The 14,567-nt window shown below is 59.6% G+C and carries 16 protein-coding genes; 6 read left to right on the plus strand and 10 right to left on the minus strand.

Annotated features, from left to right (window positions below; genetic code table 11):
• The 9 genes from AAAB16_RS05775 to AAAB16_RS05815 form a co-directional block, all read right to left on the minus strand.
• Positions 1–543 (minus strand): thymidine phosphorylase (locus AAAB16_RS05775; RefSeq protein ID WP_340662480.1); only part of this gene is annotated, 543 nt, incomplete at its 3' end.
• Positions 543–1,319, minus strand: coding sequence for a deoxyribose-phosphate aldolase (gene deoC / locus AAAB16_RS05780; RefSeq protein ID WP_340662481.1), 777 nt, complete (start codon positions 1,317–1,319; stop codon positions 543–545). The genes AAAB16_RS05775 and deoC, both read right to left, overlap by 1 nt.
• 31 nt (positions 1,320–1,350) lie before the next feature.
• Positions 1,351–2,616: a NupC/NupG family nucleoside CNT transporter gene (locus AAAB16_RS05785; RefSeq protein ID WP_340662482.1), complete on the minus strand. Its 1,266-nt coding sequence runs from the start codon at positions 2,614–2,616 to the stop codon at positions 1,351–1,353.
• Between the two features lie 61 nt (positions 2,617–2,677).
• Positions 2,678–3,097, minus strand: coding sequence for a cytidine deaminase (locus tag AAAB16_RS05790; RefSeq protein ID WP_340662483.1), 420 nt, complete (start codon positions 3,095–3,097; stop codon positions 2,678–2,680).
• Positions 3,094–4,815, minus strand: a complete 1,722-nt coding sequence (locus tag AAAB16_RS05795; RefSeq protein ID WP_340662484.1) for a bifunctional metallophosphatase/5'-nucleotidase — start codon at positions 4,813–4,815, stop codon at positions 3,094–3,096. Before AAAB16_RS05795 ends, AAAB16_RS05790 begins: the two co-directional genes overlap by 4 nt.
• Positions 4,816–4,831: 16 nt before the next feature.
• On the minus strand, positions 4,832–5,473 hold the full coding sequence (locus AAAB16_RS05800; protein WP_340662485.1) for a MotA/TolQ/ExbB proton channel family protein: 642 nt from the start codon (positions 5,471–5,473) through the stop codon (positions 4,832–4,834).
• Between the two features lie 60 nt (positions 5,474–5,533).
• A complete protein-coding gene (locus tag AAAB16_RS05805; protein WP_340662486.1) occupies positions 5,534–7,873 on the minus strand; it encodes a TonB-dependent receptor in 2,340 nt (779 codons plus the stop codon).
• 49 nt (positions 7,874–7,922) lie between these two features.
• Complete coding sequence (locus AAAB16_RS05810; RefSeq protein WP_340662487.1) at positions 7,923–8,690, minus strand: energy transducer TonB; 768 nt, start codon at positions 8,688–8,690, stop codon at positions 7,923–7,925.
• A 3-nt stretch (positions 8,691–8,693) separates the two neighbouring features.
• Positions 8,694–9,101: a biopolymer transporter ExbD gene (locus tag AAAB16_RS05815; protein WP_110616923.1), complete on the minus strand. Its 408-nt coding sequence runs from the start codon at positions 9,099–9,101 to the stop codon at positions 8,694–8,696.
• Positions 9,102–9,541: 440 nt separating this feature from the next.
• Here AAAB16_RS05815 and aphA point away from each other — a divergent pair, with 440 nt between their 5' ends.
• A complete protein-coding gene (aphA, locus tag AAAB16_RS05820; RefSeq protein WP_340662494.1) occupies positions 9,542–10,189 on the plus strand; it encodes an acid phosphatase AphA in 648 nt (215 codons plus the stop codon).
• Between the two features lie 26 nt (positions 10,190–10,215).
• On the opposite strand, the gene rutR is transcribed toward aphA, so the two are convergent.
• The gene (gene rutR, locus AAAB16_RS05825) at positions 10,216–10,887 is read right to left on the minus strand and encodes an HTH-type transcriptional regulator RutR (RefSeq protein ID WP_340662488.1); all 672 of its coding nucleotides are present in this window, start codon (positions 10,885–10,887) and stop codon (positions 10,216–10,218) included.
• A 291-nt stretch (positions 10,888–11,178) separates the two neighbouring features.
• Between rutR and rutA the strand changes: the two genes are divergently transcribed.
• The 5 genes from rutA to AAAB16_RS05850 form a co-directional block, all read left to right on the plus strand.
• Complete coding sequence (rutA, locus tag AAAB16_RS05830; protein WP_340662489.1) at positions 11,179–12,270, plus strand: pyrimidine utilization protein A; 1,092 nt, start codon at positions 11,179–11,181, stop codon at positions 12,268–12,270.
• Entirely contained in the window at positions 12,270–13,001 is a 732-nt protein-coding gene (rutB, locus tag AAAB16_RS05835; RefSeq protein WP_340662490.1) for a pyrimidine utilization protein B, read from the plus strand. The genes rutA and rutB overlap by 1 nt, the downstream gene beginning before the upstream one ends.
• Positions 13,002–13,018: 17 nt before the next feature.
• Positions 13,019–13,405 carry a pyrimidine utilization protein C gene (gene rutC / locus AAAB16_RS05840; protein WP_340662491.1) on the plus strand — a complete coding sequence of 129 codons (387 nt, stop codon included), beginning with the start codon at positions 13,019–13,021 and terminating at the stop codon, positions 13,403–13,405.
• 50 nt (positions 13,406–13,455) lie between these two features.
• Entirely contained in the window at positions 13,456–14,232 is a 777-nt protein-coding gene (gene rutD, locus AAAB16_RS05845) for a pyrimidine utilization protein D (protein WP_340662492.1), read from the plus strand.
• A gap of 17 nt (positions 14,233–14,249) precedes the next feature.
• Positions 14,250–14,567, plus strand: a 318-nt coding sequence (locus tag AAAB16_RS05850; protein WP_340662493.1) for a flavin reductase, incomplete at its 3' end; no start/stop codon positions are given.

A 14,567-nucleotide genomic window follows, 5' to 3' on the forward strand; every position in this document is an offset into this window, starting at 1 on the left:
GATCAGGTCAATCGATTCCACCGTGCCGGTGACATCGCGGATGGCGTACAGGCGTTTGTCGGCCGGGGCCAGGTCGTTGGTCTGGCCGATAATGGCGCAGCCCACCGTGGCCACCACCTCGCGCAGACGCGCCATGCTTGGCTGGCTGTCGTAGCCGGGAATGCTGTCGAGTTTGTCCAGGGTGCCGCCGGTATGGCCCAGGCCGCGTCCGGAGATCATCGGCACATAGCAACCACAGGCGGCCAGCAACGGCGCCAGCGGCAGGCTGACCAAGTCGCCAATACCGCCGGTGGAGTGTTTATCCACCACCGGCCCCGGCAGGTTCCAGCTCAGCACTTGCCCGGAGTCGCGCATGGCCGCGGCCAAGGCGATGCGCTCTTCAATGGTCATGCCTTTAAGCAGCACGGCCATGGCAAATGCGGCCGCCTGACCTTCGCTGATGCTGAAGTCGGTAATGCCCGCGACAAAGCGCTGGATATCCGCCTCGCTCAATACCTTGCCATCACGTTTTCGGCGAATGACTTCTTGCGGTAACCAGCCCATTAGTAGCCCCCTTCCATGGTTGCAGCCGGTTCTGCGCCCACCCGGCGCAGCAAATCGTTCAGCAGGCTTGATGCACCAAAACGCAGGTGCCGTGGGCTGACCCAGTCACTGCCATTGATACGTTCGCCCAGCCACATATACACCAGCGCTTCGGGCAAGGTTTTCATCCCACCAGCCGGCTTAAAGCCGACCGTCGCGCCGCCGACGGCGATACAGCTAAGCATCAGTTCGGCGGCCTCGGCGGTGGCGTTGACCTTGACTTTGCCGGTGCTGGTTTTGATGAAGTCGGCACCAGCGGCAATCGCATCCTGGCTGGCGCGGCGAATCAGCAATGGGTCGACCAATTCACCGGTTTCCAGAATCACTTTCAGCAGCGCGCGGCCGGTGCACAGGGCTTTGCACGCTTTAACCAGCTCAACGCCGCTGGCGGCATCACCGGCCAGCAAGGCGCGGTACGGGTAAACCACGTCGATTTCGTTGGCGCCATCGTCGAGGGCCTGGCGGGTTTGCGCCAGCACGTTGTCCAGCGGCTCGGCGCCGGAGGGAAAGTTGGTTACGGTGGCCACTTGCACCGCGTGGCCACCGAGGCCGTCGAGGGTGTGGCGCGCCAGGGCAACAAAACGTGGGAACACGCACACCGCTGCAACGGGGCCCACCGGGGTCATGGCTTTGTGGCAGAGCTCAACAATACGTGCGCTGTCGTCATCGTCGTTAAGCGAAGTCAGGTCCAGCAGCGCGATCACTTTGCGTGCGAGGGTTTCGTCGTTGTCGGTCATTTCTTATTCACACTAATGAGCTAGGGTCGTTTCAAATCGAGATGAAGAAGCCGGCAATTGCCGCACTCATCAGGTTAGCCAGGGTGCCGGCGATCACAGCTTTAAAACCCAGGCGGGCCAAGTCTTTACGCCGGTTCGGCGCCATCACGCCCATACCGCCGAGCACGATGCCAATCGACGACAGGTTGGCAAACCCGCACAGGGCAAAGGTGATGATCACCTGGGTTTGCTGCGACAGTACTGCCACACCGCGCGCGGCGGCCTGCACCGGGTCAATCAGCGGCGCCATATCGACATAGGCAACAAATTCGTTGAGCACCAGCTTCTCGCCAATCAGGCTGCCGGCCACCACCGCTTCATGCCACGGCACGCCGAGCACAAAGGCCAGTGGTGCAAACAGATAGCCGAGCATCATCTGCAGGCTCAACTCGGGCAAACCCACCAGCCCGCCGCACCAGCCGAGAATGCCGTTTACCAGGGCGATCAAGGCGATAAACACCAGCAGCATGGCGCCCACGTTCAGGGCCAATTGCAGGCCGTTGGCGGTGCCGATGGCGGCGGCGTCGATGATGTTGGAGGGTTTGTCTTCGTCTTCAAACTCGGTGTGTTCGGCCGGATCGTCATGGGGCTTTTCGGTTTCCGGAATCATCAGTTTGGCCATCAGCAAACCGCCCGGCGCCGACATAAAACTCGCGGCAATCAGGTAGCGCATGTCGATGCCCAGCGAGGCGTAGCCGATCAGTACCGAACCGGCCACCGAGGCCAGACCGCAGACAATCACCGAGAACAATTCAGACTCGGTCATGCGCGCCAGAAACGGGCGGATCACCAACGGCGCTTCAGTGGTGCCGACAAAAATATTGGCCACCGCCGACATGGTTTCCGTGCGGCTGGTCCCCAGCACACGGCCCAGGCTGCCGCCGAATACGCGGATGATCACGCCCATCACACCAATGTGATACAGGACGGCCATCAGGCCACTGAAGAACACAATCAGCGGCAGCACTTTGAGGGCGAAAATAAAGCTGTGGTTGCCGAACAGCTGCGCCATCAGCGCGCTGTCGTTAAGGCCGCCAAACAAAAAGCTGATGCCTTGGTTGCCATACACTTCGAGGTTGGACACCGCGTCAGAAACGGTAGCCATCACGCTCTGCCCCCAGGGCACATAAAGCGCGAAGGCGGCAAAGAAAACCTGAAAAGCGAACGCGCCGATTATCGTGCGCCACTTGATCGAACGGCGCGCTGAAGACAGCGCATAAGCGATCAGAAACAGCACAACTATGCCGATAAGGCTCATGTTCCGGTGACTCCCCACAAATAAGAAAACAGGCGGCAGTTTTTTTAATTTTTTATGCTGCTCAAAAGGCGTCGAATGCGCCCGGTAGCAGTTGGTCCACCGTCCAGTCACGCGCCGCCGATGCGTCATGCCCCACGCAAAACACCGGACAACCTTTGCCAAGCAGCTCAACCATCACCTGGCGGCATGCGCCACACGGTGAGATCAACGCCACCTTGGGCGCGTACACCAGCATTGCCTGGAAGCTCTGCGGCTTCTCTCCTTGGCAGATCGCGCTAAACAGCGCGGTGCGCTCAGCGCAGTTAGTCAGCCCGTACGACACGTTCTCCACGTTGCAGCCCTGAATCACCGCGCCATCGGCGGTGAGCAGGGCGGCGCCAACGGGAAAGTCCGAGTGCGGGCACCAGGCTTTTTCCGAGGCGGCGATGGCCTCGGGCAACAGCTGCTCAAAGAGCGCTTGCAGTTCGTTGCTACGGCTCATTGGTCGCTCCCGGCCAGACTTTCTTCGACTTTCTGAATGCGTTGTTCGGCGTGGGCCAAGCCGGCCGGTTGCCCGGCCTGATCGCGGCCTTGCAGGTAGCCGATCAGCGCTTCGAGATCATTAAGGCCGGTGTCCATCCGTGCGCTCGCCTGTTTCAGCACGGTGAAGTTGTCACCGCCATCGGCGAGAAACGAGTTCACCGTGACGCGGTAGGTTTGCTCGGCCTGCACCAACTGGCCATCGACCATCAAGCTGTCGGCCACCACGCGTTGGCCCTGGGGCTGCGCGCCATCCCAGCGATAGGTCAGCGAGGCCGACGGTTGCAGCGGGTAAAAACCCATGCTGCCGCTCTGCCATTGCTGCTCAAGCAACTCACGCAGTTGCGCGCCGGTGAGGGTCATGATGTTCAGCGTGTTATTGAACGGCTGCACGCTGGCGACCTGGCCGTAGTTGACCTTGTCCTGGCCCTCCTCCAAGGCGATATCCATGCGCATGCCACCAAGGTTCATCAGCGCCACTTGCGCGCCAAGGGCACGGGTGGCGGCCAGTTGCGAATCGGCAATCAAATCGCCCATGGCCGATTCGCCAGCGGCGTTGGTGTCACGCTTCACTTCGCGGGCAGCCAGGCGAGCTAGCGGCGCGCTGAGTTGATCCTTGCTGCGCGCCTCCACTTGGGCCTGCAACGCGGCAATTTCTTTGCTGGCGGTAAAGCGCTGCGCATCCACCACCAGGTTCTGCGCTTTGACGCCGAGTAACTGGTGTTTATCGGTGTCGATGGTCAGCGTCAGTTGGGTAAGCAGGCGGCCAAACGAGGCGCCTTGAGTGACCAGTTTGTCGCCCAGGCGGCACAGGTAACCCTGGTGGGTGTGGGCGCTGATCACCACTTTGATTTGCGGGTCGAGGCGCTTGACCACATCCACCACATCGCCACCCAGTTGGCTGCAATCCTGAGTGTCAAAACGCTCCGGGGTTTCCCCGCCTTGGTGAATAACCACCACCACGGCGTCGACCTTTTGCCTGTTCAATTCCGGCAGCAAGGCGTTGATCGCATCGGCCTCATCAACCGTGTACAGACCGTCCATGCTCTTGGCGCTGACGTAGGCGCCGACGTCTTTCAAGGTGGCGCCGACAAAGGCGATTTTCGCCCCGTGCGCCTGTTCGATGCGGTAGGCGTCGAACGCCGGCTTGCCGGTTGCCTGCTCCATCAGGTTGGCGGAGATATAGGGGAAGTCCGCGCCCTTGTAATCGTTGTCGAACTGGCAGGCTTTGTCGGCCCGAGTTGACTCACAACCGCCCTTGATTTGCCGCCGCAGCTCGGTGATGCCTTGGTCCAGTTCGTGGTTGCCGACCACGGAAAACTTCAGGCCCAACAGGTCGAGCGCATCGACGCTGGGCTCATCGGCCCACATCGAGGAAATCGGTGGGCTGCCACCGAGCATATCGCCCGCCCCCACCAGCAACAGCTGGGAATCCTTGGCGCGCAACTCGGCGAGCAAACCACTCAGCGCGGCGATGCCGCCGGCTTTCAGTTTGACCTCGCCACCTTCAACGGCGGCGTCCTTGTACTTAAACGGATTGCTCAGCAGGTTGCCGTGAAAGTCGTTGATGGCCGCCACATTGACCTCAACCGGCGCCGTGGCTTTCTGGCAGCCGCTGGCCAGCAACAAGGCCGCCAGCAGCACTGATACGGGGCGTAGCGCGGAACTCGGGTACGACATGACTTTCCCCAAACGCTTAGGCGTGCTGCAGGTTGGCGGCCGGAGCAGCAACGGGTTTGGCGACATATGCAGTGCCCATGCCGGCGCGCAGCAGAAGCATTTTCAGGTGGTCGTTGATCAGTTCCAGACGGTCTTGCAGGTGGCTGTTAAATACCAGACCCACCAGGGCGATGGAGATACCCAAGGCGGTGGCGTACAGCGCCGTACCGATGCCACGGGACACTTCACCCGGATCGGATACGCCGGCTTCGGCGAGGGCTTTAAAGGTGTCGATAATGCCGAGGATGGTGCCGAGCAAACCAAGCAATGGGGCACCGGCCACCACGGCCTCAAGAATCCACAAACTGTGGTTGAGCTTGCCGCGCATGGAGATGTAAATCGCCTGACCGAGGTCTTCCAGCTCGTTGTGCGAATGCAGGCCAACACGGCCTTCGTACAGCTCACGCACCAGTTGCAACGGCAGGCTGTCGCGCTTGCGCAGCTCTTCGGGCAACTCGTCAAAGCTGCGTACTTTTTTGTGCAGGGCCAGTTCCAGCTTGCGCGCCTTGCTCAGGTTGTACGCAAAGAAAATGCAGCGTTCCACCACCACAAACGCGGCCAGGGCAGCCGCGCCGTACATGATGTAGAAGGTGATGTCGTGGAGTAGATCCATGTTCATGTGTAGGTACCTCAGACAAAAATGCCGGGGCGCCGCAGCGCCCCCAGCGTGGGTGGCGCGTTAGAACGAACCTTCGAAGGAAACCGAAACCGCGCGCTCTTCGCCGATGGTGTAGAACGGGTCAGACTTCGTGGAGTTGGTGCTTCTTGGGTCGTAGTCGAAAGCGGAGAACTGGGTCGATTTCACGCCGCTCAGGTAGTCCTTGTCGAACAGGTTGGTGACCGACAGGCGGATGGTGGCGGCCTTCATCAGGTTCTTGTTCACCGGCAGGTGCACACCCAGGTTCAGGTCAGCGATGGCGTAGTCGGAAATGCTCTCGTCGTTGGTCATGTCGCCGTATTGCTTGCCGACATATTTGCCGACGATGTTCGAGTAATAACGGCCGTTATCCCAACCCAGGCTGGCGTTGAACATGTTCTTTGGTACACCGGCAACGGTCTTGCCTTCAGTTGGCAGATCGACGCCGCGGTACAGCAGCGTGTCCTGCTGTTCAGCTTCGGTGTAGGTGTACGAGGCGTAGTAGTTGAAGTCGTGCGGCAGCAGACCGCTCAGCTCCAGTTCCACGCCTTTGTTGATCACCTTACCGACGTTAAGCATCTCGAAGTCGCCTTCGGTAACGTTGTAGCTGGAGACCTGACGGTCTTTGAACTGCAGGTAAAACAGGGTCGCGCTAAGGGCGACGTCTTCAGTGGCGAAGCGCCAGCCCAGTTCCTGGTTCCAGCTCAGTTCGGGTTTCAAGCTGATGGAGTCGCCTTTGTTGTAGAGCACATAGTTCGGCGGGGTGCGCATGTTGCGGGTCAAGTTGTAGAACGCCTGGTTCTCTTCGTTGATCTGGTAGCGCGCGCTAAAGCTTGGCAGGAACTCGTGGTAGGTCTTGTTACGCTTTTCCTTGGCGGCGGTCAGGCTGCCTTTGTTGTCGCCCTTGCGCTCGGAGTAGTCGTAAGCCACGCCAGCGGTCAGGCTCAGATCCGGAGTAACGCTCCACACATCCTGAACGAACAGTTTGTGCGCCGGGGTAATGGTGAATTGGTTACGGCCCTGGATAACTCTGCCGTTGGCGTCAACAGCGGCGGTGCCATCGTTGTAGCCGGGGGAGATATCGGTGGGCTTGCCATTTTCGTCGAGCGGGATATACGGCTGGCTTTGGCGCTGGCGCGCACGCTCATACCAGTAGCCGGTGCTAAAGGTGTGCTCGTCGTTGATATCCCATTTGAGGCTGGTGTTGATACCTGGACGCCAGGTTTCGGTGATCGAAGGGCGGTAGTACAGACCGTTGTTCGGCGTGCCATCAGCGTTGTAGGTGGCGGGAGTAGGCAGGTTACCCAGGTTATAGTTGCCGCCCGCGTTGCCGGTGTTACGGTTCAACGCGTATGGACCGCTGAAGTTGCTGAAGCTGCCACCGTTGGCCCAGTAGTAGTAAGGCGCCACGGTGAGCAACAGGTCATCACGCAACTGGAAACGGCCAGTCAAGGAGGCAGTAACGTTCTCGAAGGGGTTGCGCGAAAGCACCGAATAACCGGTACCGCGAGTGACGCCGTTAACGCTGGTACCAGTACCGGTCCTGATCTTGCCGTTGGCGTTGTAGCTTGGGCTATCGAGGTAGTCGAAATCGCGGCCGTAGGTTTTGTACTGCGCCTTGCTCGGGTTCAGGTAGTTGTAGTTGTCTTGCTTGTGGTAGTTGATAACAGCATTCAGCGAGTTGCCTTCACCGTCATCAAACAAGCTGTTCAGCGTGACTTTGTCAGCGCGCAGCACGCCTTCACCGCGCCACTTGTCACCCTCGGTATGGGACGCCGAGATGTAGTTGCTCAGGCCGTTGAATTCGCCGGTGTTCAGGCGCACAAAGGTTTTACGCAGGTTGTTGCTGCCCACGGTTTGTTTGCCGAATACGCCGAAGTCTTTTTCCGGACGCAGGGTAACCAAACCGATGTTGCCGCCTGAGGAGCCAATGTGCGGCGCGTCGATTTCCGAAGAGCCTTGGGTGGCGAAGACTTCGCCCAGGTTTTCCGGGTCGCCCAGCAGGTTGGGGTACAGGTTGTAGTTGCCGGAGTCGTTGACCGGAATACCGTCGAGCGAGACGCCAACCTGGTCGGAACTCATACCGCGCATGGTGAAGTTAAAGCCACTCAAGCCGGTGGAGTCGTCACTGGAAACGTTGACGCCCGGGGTGTACTTGAGTTTGTCGATGGCGTTGCCGGTGGGTGCCATCTTTTCCAGCGCTTCTTTGGTAACGGTCGAGCGAGCTTTGGCCGCTTCTTCCTTAACCATCTGGCCGCCACCCAGTGTCTGCCCGGTGACTTCTACGTCACCGACATCGACCGAATCTTCAGCCAGAGCAGCGGCGGTCCAGCCCCCAAGACCAGCCGCTATAAACATCGCAAAAATCGGATTGAGCTTCACGTATTAACTCCTGAATTTTATTGGCAGGTGTCTGTTTTATTTATGTTTTCTAGTTTTCTACGTTGTAAACAAAGGTCGCGGTAAAGCGGTATTGGTCCTTGCCCCCAAAGGCCTCCTGAGGAAACGGATTGACCTTCTCCAAGCGCCGCAAACTGGTCTGTGCTGCTTTGTTGAGCAGCATGTTTTTGGCTTTTGTTTCGATACCGGAATCCACGACCTTTCCACTGCGATCCACCAACAACCAAATCACCACATCACCCTCGGGCCGCTGCAGCGATGCCTCACGACCGCGCGGGTATTGCTTGTGGCGTTCCAACTCCGCGCGTAACGCCGCGGTGTAACGACTTTCGATTGCCGCCGTGTCGACACGCGGTGCCGGTGCGGGGGCAGGTGCAGCAACTGGAGCAGGAGCCGGCGCTGGTGCCACGGGCGCCGCCTTGGCCACGACCGCTTGTGGCGGCGGTGGCGTTGGCGTCGGCTTGGCCACTTGCGGTTTCGGCTTGGGTGGCTGCGGCTTGGGCTCAGGCGGTTTGGGCTTGGGCTTGGGCGGCGGCTCCGGAATTTCCACCACCGGTTCCGGGTCTGGCTCGGGCGGTGGCTCCGGGATTGGCTCCGGCTCCGGCGGTGGTGGCGGCGGCGGAACAATCGGCTCGGGCTGAATATCCGCCGGGTCGATCAAGGCCACTTCCACCACGCTGTCGTCGTACTTCGGGGTGATTTTCAGGTCCGCCTTCATGGCGCTCTGAACGGCCACCGCGAGCAGACAAATAGCCGGCAGACAGGCGAGTGCTTTGCGCGATTTGAAAAATACCGACATGGCTTACAGCTTGCGCGTGGCGATCGAGACAGACGAAAAGCCGTTGCTTTTAAGCAGGTCCATGACCGCTACAAGCCGACCTACTTCAACTTCTTTATCGCTGTTAAGGATGATCACCAGCTTCTCGTTGACGTTTTCCAACGTCTTCAATTGGGCGACCAAGGCATCCTCAGCCAGATCCTTTCCATCGAGCTGCAAACGGTCGTTAACACCCAGGGTGATCACGGCCTTGTTTTGCGGTTTCAGCTGTTGTGCATGAGCGGCACCTGGCAACTGAGTCTTGATGCCCAGAGCCGGAATCACGTTCAGGCTGATGAGCACAAAAAACACCAGCAGGAACATCATCACGTCGATCATCGGGATGATCTCGATATGCACGCGCTTCTTTTTCGGTTCTTCCCAACTACGCATTTATCGCACTCCACCTTTTCTTCGCCAGCCGTGCTGCAAGCGCAGCGCGACTACCTCGACTTCGTTGTTAGGGCTTCAGCACATTGCATGCCAAAACTGTCACAGGCGTCAGGAATACAATAAAAGGGGGAGGTTACAGTTTAATTAAGTGGGCTCAGCGCATCGCGCGATTGGGTGCGGGCGCGCAAATTTGAAATTGTCGGACAGGTCTACGGCGGCCAAAAAGCCCCAAAAACGTTCATTAAATGATCATTTGTGCACCGACATCGCACTTTTAGTCGCGCAACAACCTGTAAACACGGCACTAGCAATCTAATTGACATAGGTGACAGGTATTAAGGGGAAGCGCTGCCGTCTTTTATCGCCAATGCCAGCATTCCCGGCATGCCGCTTGCTGACGGCAATGGCTCCCTTTTATGACGATGAGGTTTTTTGTGCGTATGCCCTCCCCTATTTCTTCCACGGCCCTGGCCGCCCTTTTCTCACTGTTGCTGGTGGGCTGCGCCACGCCAAAGCAGCCGGCAGACATTCACTGGATCACGCTCGATACGCTGAGCAGCAGCATTCAGAAAGACGCACCGATGGCGGTGGGTTTCGATATTGACGACACCGTGCTGTTCTCCAGCCCGTGCTTTTATGCCGGGCAGCAGAAGTACTCGCCGGGTAGCAACGATTACCTGAAAAACACTGAATTCTGGACGGAGACCAACGGCGGTTGCGACCGCTATTCGATCCCCAAAGACGTGGCGCGCTCGCTGATTGCCATGCACCAGCAGCGCGGTGACACGCTGCACTTCATCACTGGCCGGCCGCACACCGAAGGCGAGCAAGTGACGACGATTCTGCAGCAGGCCTTCGGCATCAAAAATATGCAGCCGGTGGTGTTTACCTCAGGCCCGGAGAAGACCCGCTTTATTCACGACCGTGGCCTGCAGGTGTATTACGGCGACTCCGATGCAGATATCACCTCCGCCCAGGCCGCCGGGGCGCGGGCAATCCGCGTGATGCGTGCGGCCAACTCGACCTATAAGCCGCTGCCGGTGAATGGCGCGTTGGGCGAAGAAGTGTTGGTTGACTCAACGCACTAAGCCTCTAAGCGCTGCACGGGCGCCCGTTAACGCGGGCGAATGCCGTCAAGAATCAGCGCCTGCAAACTGCTCAGCACCTGCTCGAAAAAGGCCGGATCATCCAGGGTGCGGCCGGTGATGGATTCCACCTGCACCCGAAAGTCGGCGTAGTGCTGGGTGGTGGCCCACAGGGAAAAAATCAGATGGTACGGGTCGATCGGCGCCAGCCGGCCGGACTCGCTCCACTGGCGAATCACCTCGGTTTTGCTGTGGACTAAATCGCGCAACTCATGCTGCAACTCACCACGCAGCAGTGGCGCGCCCTGGATGATTTCCAGGCAGAACAGCCGCGAGGCGGCTGGCTGGTCGCGGGACAATTCCAGCTTTAAGCGAATGTAGTGGCTGATGGCTGACAACGGCTCCATCTCCACGCTCAGCGCTTGCAAGGGCGCCAACCACACGCTCATCAGTTGATGCAGCACGGCCAGGTAAAGCTCTTCCTTGCTGCCGAAGTAATAGAGCAGATTGGTCTTCGACACATCGGCACGCGCCGCCACCTGATCAAGGCTGGTGCCGTGCAAACCAAACTGGGAGAACAGCTCGATAGCCGCCTCGCTGATGGCCGCGCGCTTACTTTCCATTTGCCGCTCACGCCGCGCCAGTGTCGCTTCGCTGGGCGTGCGTGAAGCCTTTTTGATCGCTGGGGTGTGCTCAGCCATACGGTATCCAGATTCAGCCCAGACAGGGGCCGTCACCATAGCCAAAAGCACTGCCGCTGTCAGGCACCGGCACTGTGTGCGCCGTTTGCGGGCGCCGTGCACAAACCAAGCGCTCTAAAGCAGACCATTTGGTCCGCATTAAGCAACCGCGTTTATCCAACCCCCTGTTTTCCCTGTCATTTCTGTTTTTGGCACAGCTTGTGCTGAAGCTCCTGCGACCTATCGACGCAACAACGTGCGGCGATCATGCAGACATTGCACTGCAAAAAGCACAAACAGGGAGCTATCTCTATGAAAGTGGGTGTTTTTATTCCTATCGGCAACAACGGCTGGTTGATCTCCGAAACTGCCCCGCAATATATGCCGACCTTTGAGCTGAATAAGCAGGTGGTGCAGCGCGCCGAGCACTACGGTTTCGACTTTGCCCTGTCGATGATCAAGCTGCGCGGCTTTGGCGGTAAGACTGAATTCTGGGAGCACAACCTCGAATCCTTCACCCTGATGGCTGGCCTGGCGGCGGTCACCAGTAAGATCCAACTGTTCGCCACCGCCGCCACCCTGACTCTGCCGCCGGCCATCGTCGCGCGTATGGCCGCCACCATCGACTCGATCTCCAACGGCCGCTTCGGCATTAACCTGGTGACCGGCTGGCAGCGCCCCGAGTATTCACAAATGGGCCTGTGGCCCGGCGATGAATTTTTCTCCACGCGCTACGAATACTTGGCCGAATACGCCCAGGTATTGCGTGACCTGTGGGGCACCGGGCACAGCGACCTCAAGGGCAAGTACTTCACCATGGAAGACTGCCGCGTCAGCCCCAAACCCCAGGCGGATATGAAGATTATTTGCGCCGGCTCCAGCGACGCCGGCATGGCGTTTTCGGCGCAATACGCCGACTACAACTTCTGCTTTGGCAAAGGCGTCAACACCCCCAGCGCCTTTGCCCCGACCACCGAACGCCTGCGCGCGGCCACGGCCAAGAGCGGCCGCGAGGTCAATTCCTGCGTGCTGTTTATGATCATCGCCGAAGAAACCGAAGCCGCCGCCCGCGCCAAGTGGCAGCTGTACAAGGACGGCGCCGACCAGGAAGCGCTGCAATGGCTGGGCGACCAAGCTGCGGTCGACACCCGCTCGGGCAGTGACACCAACGTGCGGCAGATGTCCGACCCGACCTCGGCGGTGAATATCAATATGGGCACCTTGGTCGGCTCGTTTGAACAAGTCGCCGCCATGCTTGATGAAGTGGCCACCGTGCCTGGCACCGAAGGGGTGATGCTGACCTTTGACGACTTCCTCGAAGGCATCGAAAAATTCGGCCAGCGTATTCAGCCGCTGATGAACTGCCGACTTGCCATCAACGACGCCCTGAAGGAGATCGCGTGATGAGCGAGAACAGCGTATCCAGCTATGCCCTGCCGGTCGATGCCAGCGCCCCGCTGACCTTGCCTGCACGCCCCGAGCCACTGCAACTGCGTGCTAGCCAGACCGCGTTGATCGTGGTCGATATGCAGAACGCCTACTCGACCCTCGGTGGCTACCTCGACCTGGCCGGCTTCGACGTGTCGTCCACGGGGCCGGTGATCGAGAAAATCCAAGTGGCGATTACCGCTGCCCGCGCGGCTGGCGTGCAGGTGATTTTTTTCCAGAACGGCTGGGACGCTGACTACGTCGAAGCCGGCGGCCCAGGCTCACCGAACTGGCATAAATCCAACGCGCTAAAAACCATGCGCAAGCGCCCGGAATTGCAAGGCACGCTGTTGGCCAAGGGTGGTTGGGACTACGAACTGGTCGACCAGTTAAAGCCCTTGCCTGGCGACATCGTTATGCCCAAACCGCGCTACAGCGGCTTCTTCAACACCCCGCTGGACAGCATCCTGCGCGCACGCGGCATCAAGAACCTGGTGTTCACCGGCATCGCCACCAACGTCTGCGTGGAGTCGACCCTGCGCGATGGCTTTTTCCTCGAATACTTCGGCGTAGTGCTGGCCGACGCCACCCACCAGGCCGGCCCGCCGTCGGCCCAGGAAGCGGCCCTGTTCAATATCGAAACCTTCTTTGGCTGGGTGTCTTCAGTCGACGATTTCTGCACCACCTTTCAGCAGCCCAAACCCTAACTACAGGACGCTTCCCCATGCCTAAACAATCGATTATTCCGCCGGGCACCGGCAAACCCCTGGCCCCGTACGTACCGGGCTCGCTGGCCGATGGCGTGCTGTATGTCGCCGGCACCTTGCCGCTGGATAAAGACGCCAACGTGGTGCACGTCGGCAACGCCAGCGAACAAACCCGTCATGTACTGGAAACCATCAAAGGCGTGGTCGAGGCCGCTGGCGGCACCATGGACGACGTGACCTTTAATATGATCATGCTCAAAGACTGGGCCGACTACGCCGCCATCAATACCGTGTACGCCGAGTACTTTGCCGGTGAAAAACCAGCGCGCTACTGCATTCAGTGCGGCTTGGTAAAACCTGAAGCGCTGATCGAAATCGCCTCCATCGCCCACGTCGGCCAGTAAGCCGTTTGTGGGGTGTGCCGCGCTTGGCGCACCCCACTTGAGGACTGCGCATGCATTACGAAATTCACGGTAATCCCCACGCCGCACAAACGCTGGTGTTGAGCTCCGGGCTCGGTGGTTCCGCCGGCTACTGGGCACCGCACGTGGCGGCGTTGGGCGAACGTTTTCGCGTCATTAGCTACGACCAACTGGGCACTGGGCGCAGCCCGGCGGAACTGGCCGAGGGCTACGCCATCGCCGATATGGCGGATGAACTGCTTACGCTGCTGGACGGTTTGCAGGTGCGCGAATGCGCGTTTATGGGCCATGCCTTGGGCGGCTTAGTGGGCTTGCAGATCGCCCTGCAGCGGCCTCAACTGATCCAGCGCTTGGTGCTAATCAATGCCTGGGCAGAGCCCAATAGCCACAGCGCGCGGTGCTTTGATATGCGCATTCAACTGCTAAAAAATAGCGGTGCTGCCGCTTATGTAGCGGCGCAACCGATCTTCCTTTATCCGCCCGCCTGGATCGTCGCCAACCGCGAACGCCTGGAACTCGACCTGGCCCACGCCCTGGCGCACTTTCCTGGCGAGGCCAACACCCTGCGGCGCATCGCGGCCCTGCGCGCCTTTAACATCGGCGCACAACTGGGCGAAATACACACGCCCACCTTGGTGATGGCCAGCCGCGACGATACCCTGGTGCCCTTCACCCAATCGGTGCACCTTGCCGAAGGGCTGGCCAACGCCCAGCTCGCATTACGCGACTTCGGCGGCCACGCCTTTAACCTGACCGAACAAGCGGCCTTTGAAGCCAGCGTGCTGGATTTTCTTCAGCCAGCGGCCTGAACCACGCGGAGAACGCCATGGGCACTGCCCTCGAAAAAACCACCGTTGTTGCGGCGCTGCCAGCAGTGCTTAAACACGACTACCGCGACGCCATGGCGCGCCTGGGTGCAGCGGTAAACGTGATCACCACCGACGGCCCCGGCGGGCGCGCCGGCTTTACCGCCTCCGCCGTCTGCAGCGTTACCGACGAGCCACCGACCCTGCTGGTCTGCCTTAATCGCGCGGCATCGGTGTATGAAAGCTTCCGTAGCAACGGCGTGGTCTGCGTCAACGTCCTGGCCCACGGGCAGGAAGCGCTCTCCAACCTGTTTGGCGGTAAAACGCCAATAGAAGAA

Origin of the sequence: Pseudomonas sp., from assembly GCF_037994325.1 — a bacterium.
Classification (GTDB): domain Bacteria; phylum Pseudomonadota; class Gammaproteobacteria; order Pseudomonadales; family Pseudomonadaceae; genus Aquipseudomonas.

Coding starts and splice junctions, on each gene's coding strand:
- deoC (WP_340662481.1), bottom strand. CDS start 1,319: ATGACCGACAACGACGAAACCCTCGCACGCAAAGTGATCGCGCTGCTG.
- AAAB16_RS05785 (WP_340662482.1), bottom strand. CDS start 2,616: ATGAGCCTTATCGGCATAGTTGTGCTGTTTCTGATCGCTTATGCGCTG.
- AAAB16_RS05790 (WP_340662483.1), bottom strand. CDS start 3,097: ATGAGCCGTAGCAACGAACTGCAAGCGCTCTTTGAGCAGCTGTTGCCC.
- AAAB16_RS05795 (WP_340662484.1), bottom strand. CDS start 4,815: ATGTCGTACCCGAGTTCCGCGCTACGCCCCGTATCAGTGCTGCTGGCG.
- AAAB16_RS05800 (WP_340662485.1), bottom strand. CDS start 5,473: ATGAACATGGATCTACTCCACGACATCACCTTCTACATCATGTACGGC.
- AAAB16_RS05810 (WP_340662487.1), bottom strand. CDS start 8,690: ATGTCGGTATTTTTCAAATCGCGCAAAGCACTCGCCTGTCTGCCGGCT.
- AAAB16_RS05815 (WP_110616923.1), bottom strand. CDS start 9,101: ATGCGTAGTTGGGAAGAACCGAAAAAGAAGCGCGTGCATATCGAGATC.
- aphA (WP_340662494.1), top strand. CDS start 9,542: ATGCCCTCCCCTATTTCTTCCACGGCCCTGGCCGCCCTTTTCTCACTG.
- rutR (WP_340662488.1), bottom strand. CDS start 10,887: ATGGCTGAGCACACCCCAGCGATCAAAAAGGCTTCACGCACGCCCAGC.
- rutA (WP_340662489.1), top strand. CDS start 11,179: ATGAAAGTGGGTGTTTTTATTCCTATCGGCAACAACGGCTGGTTGATC.
- rutB (WP_340662490.1), top strand. CDS start 12,270: ATGAGCGAGAACAGCGTATCCAGCTATGCCCTGCCGGTCGATGCCAGC.
- rutC (WP_340662491.1), top strand. CDS start 13,019: ATGCCTAAACAATCGATTATTCCGCCGGGCACCGGCAAACCCCTGGCC.
- rutD (WP_340662492.1), top strand. CDS start 13,456: ATGCATTACGAAATTCACGGTAATCCCCACGCCGCACAAACGCTGGTG.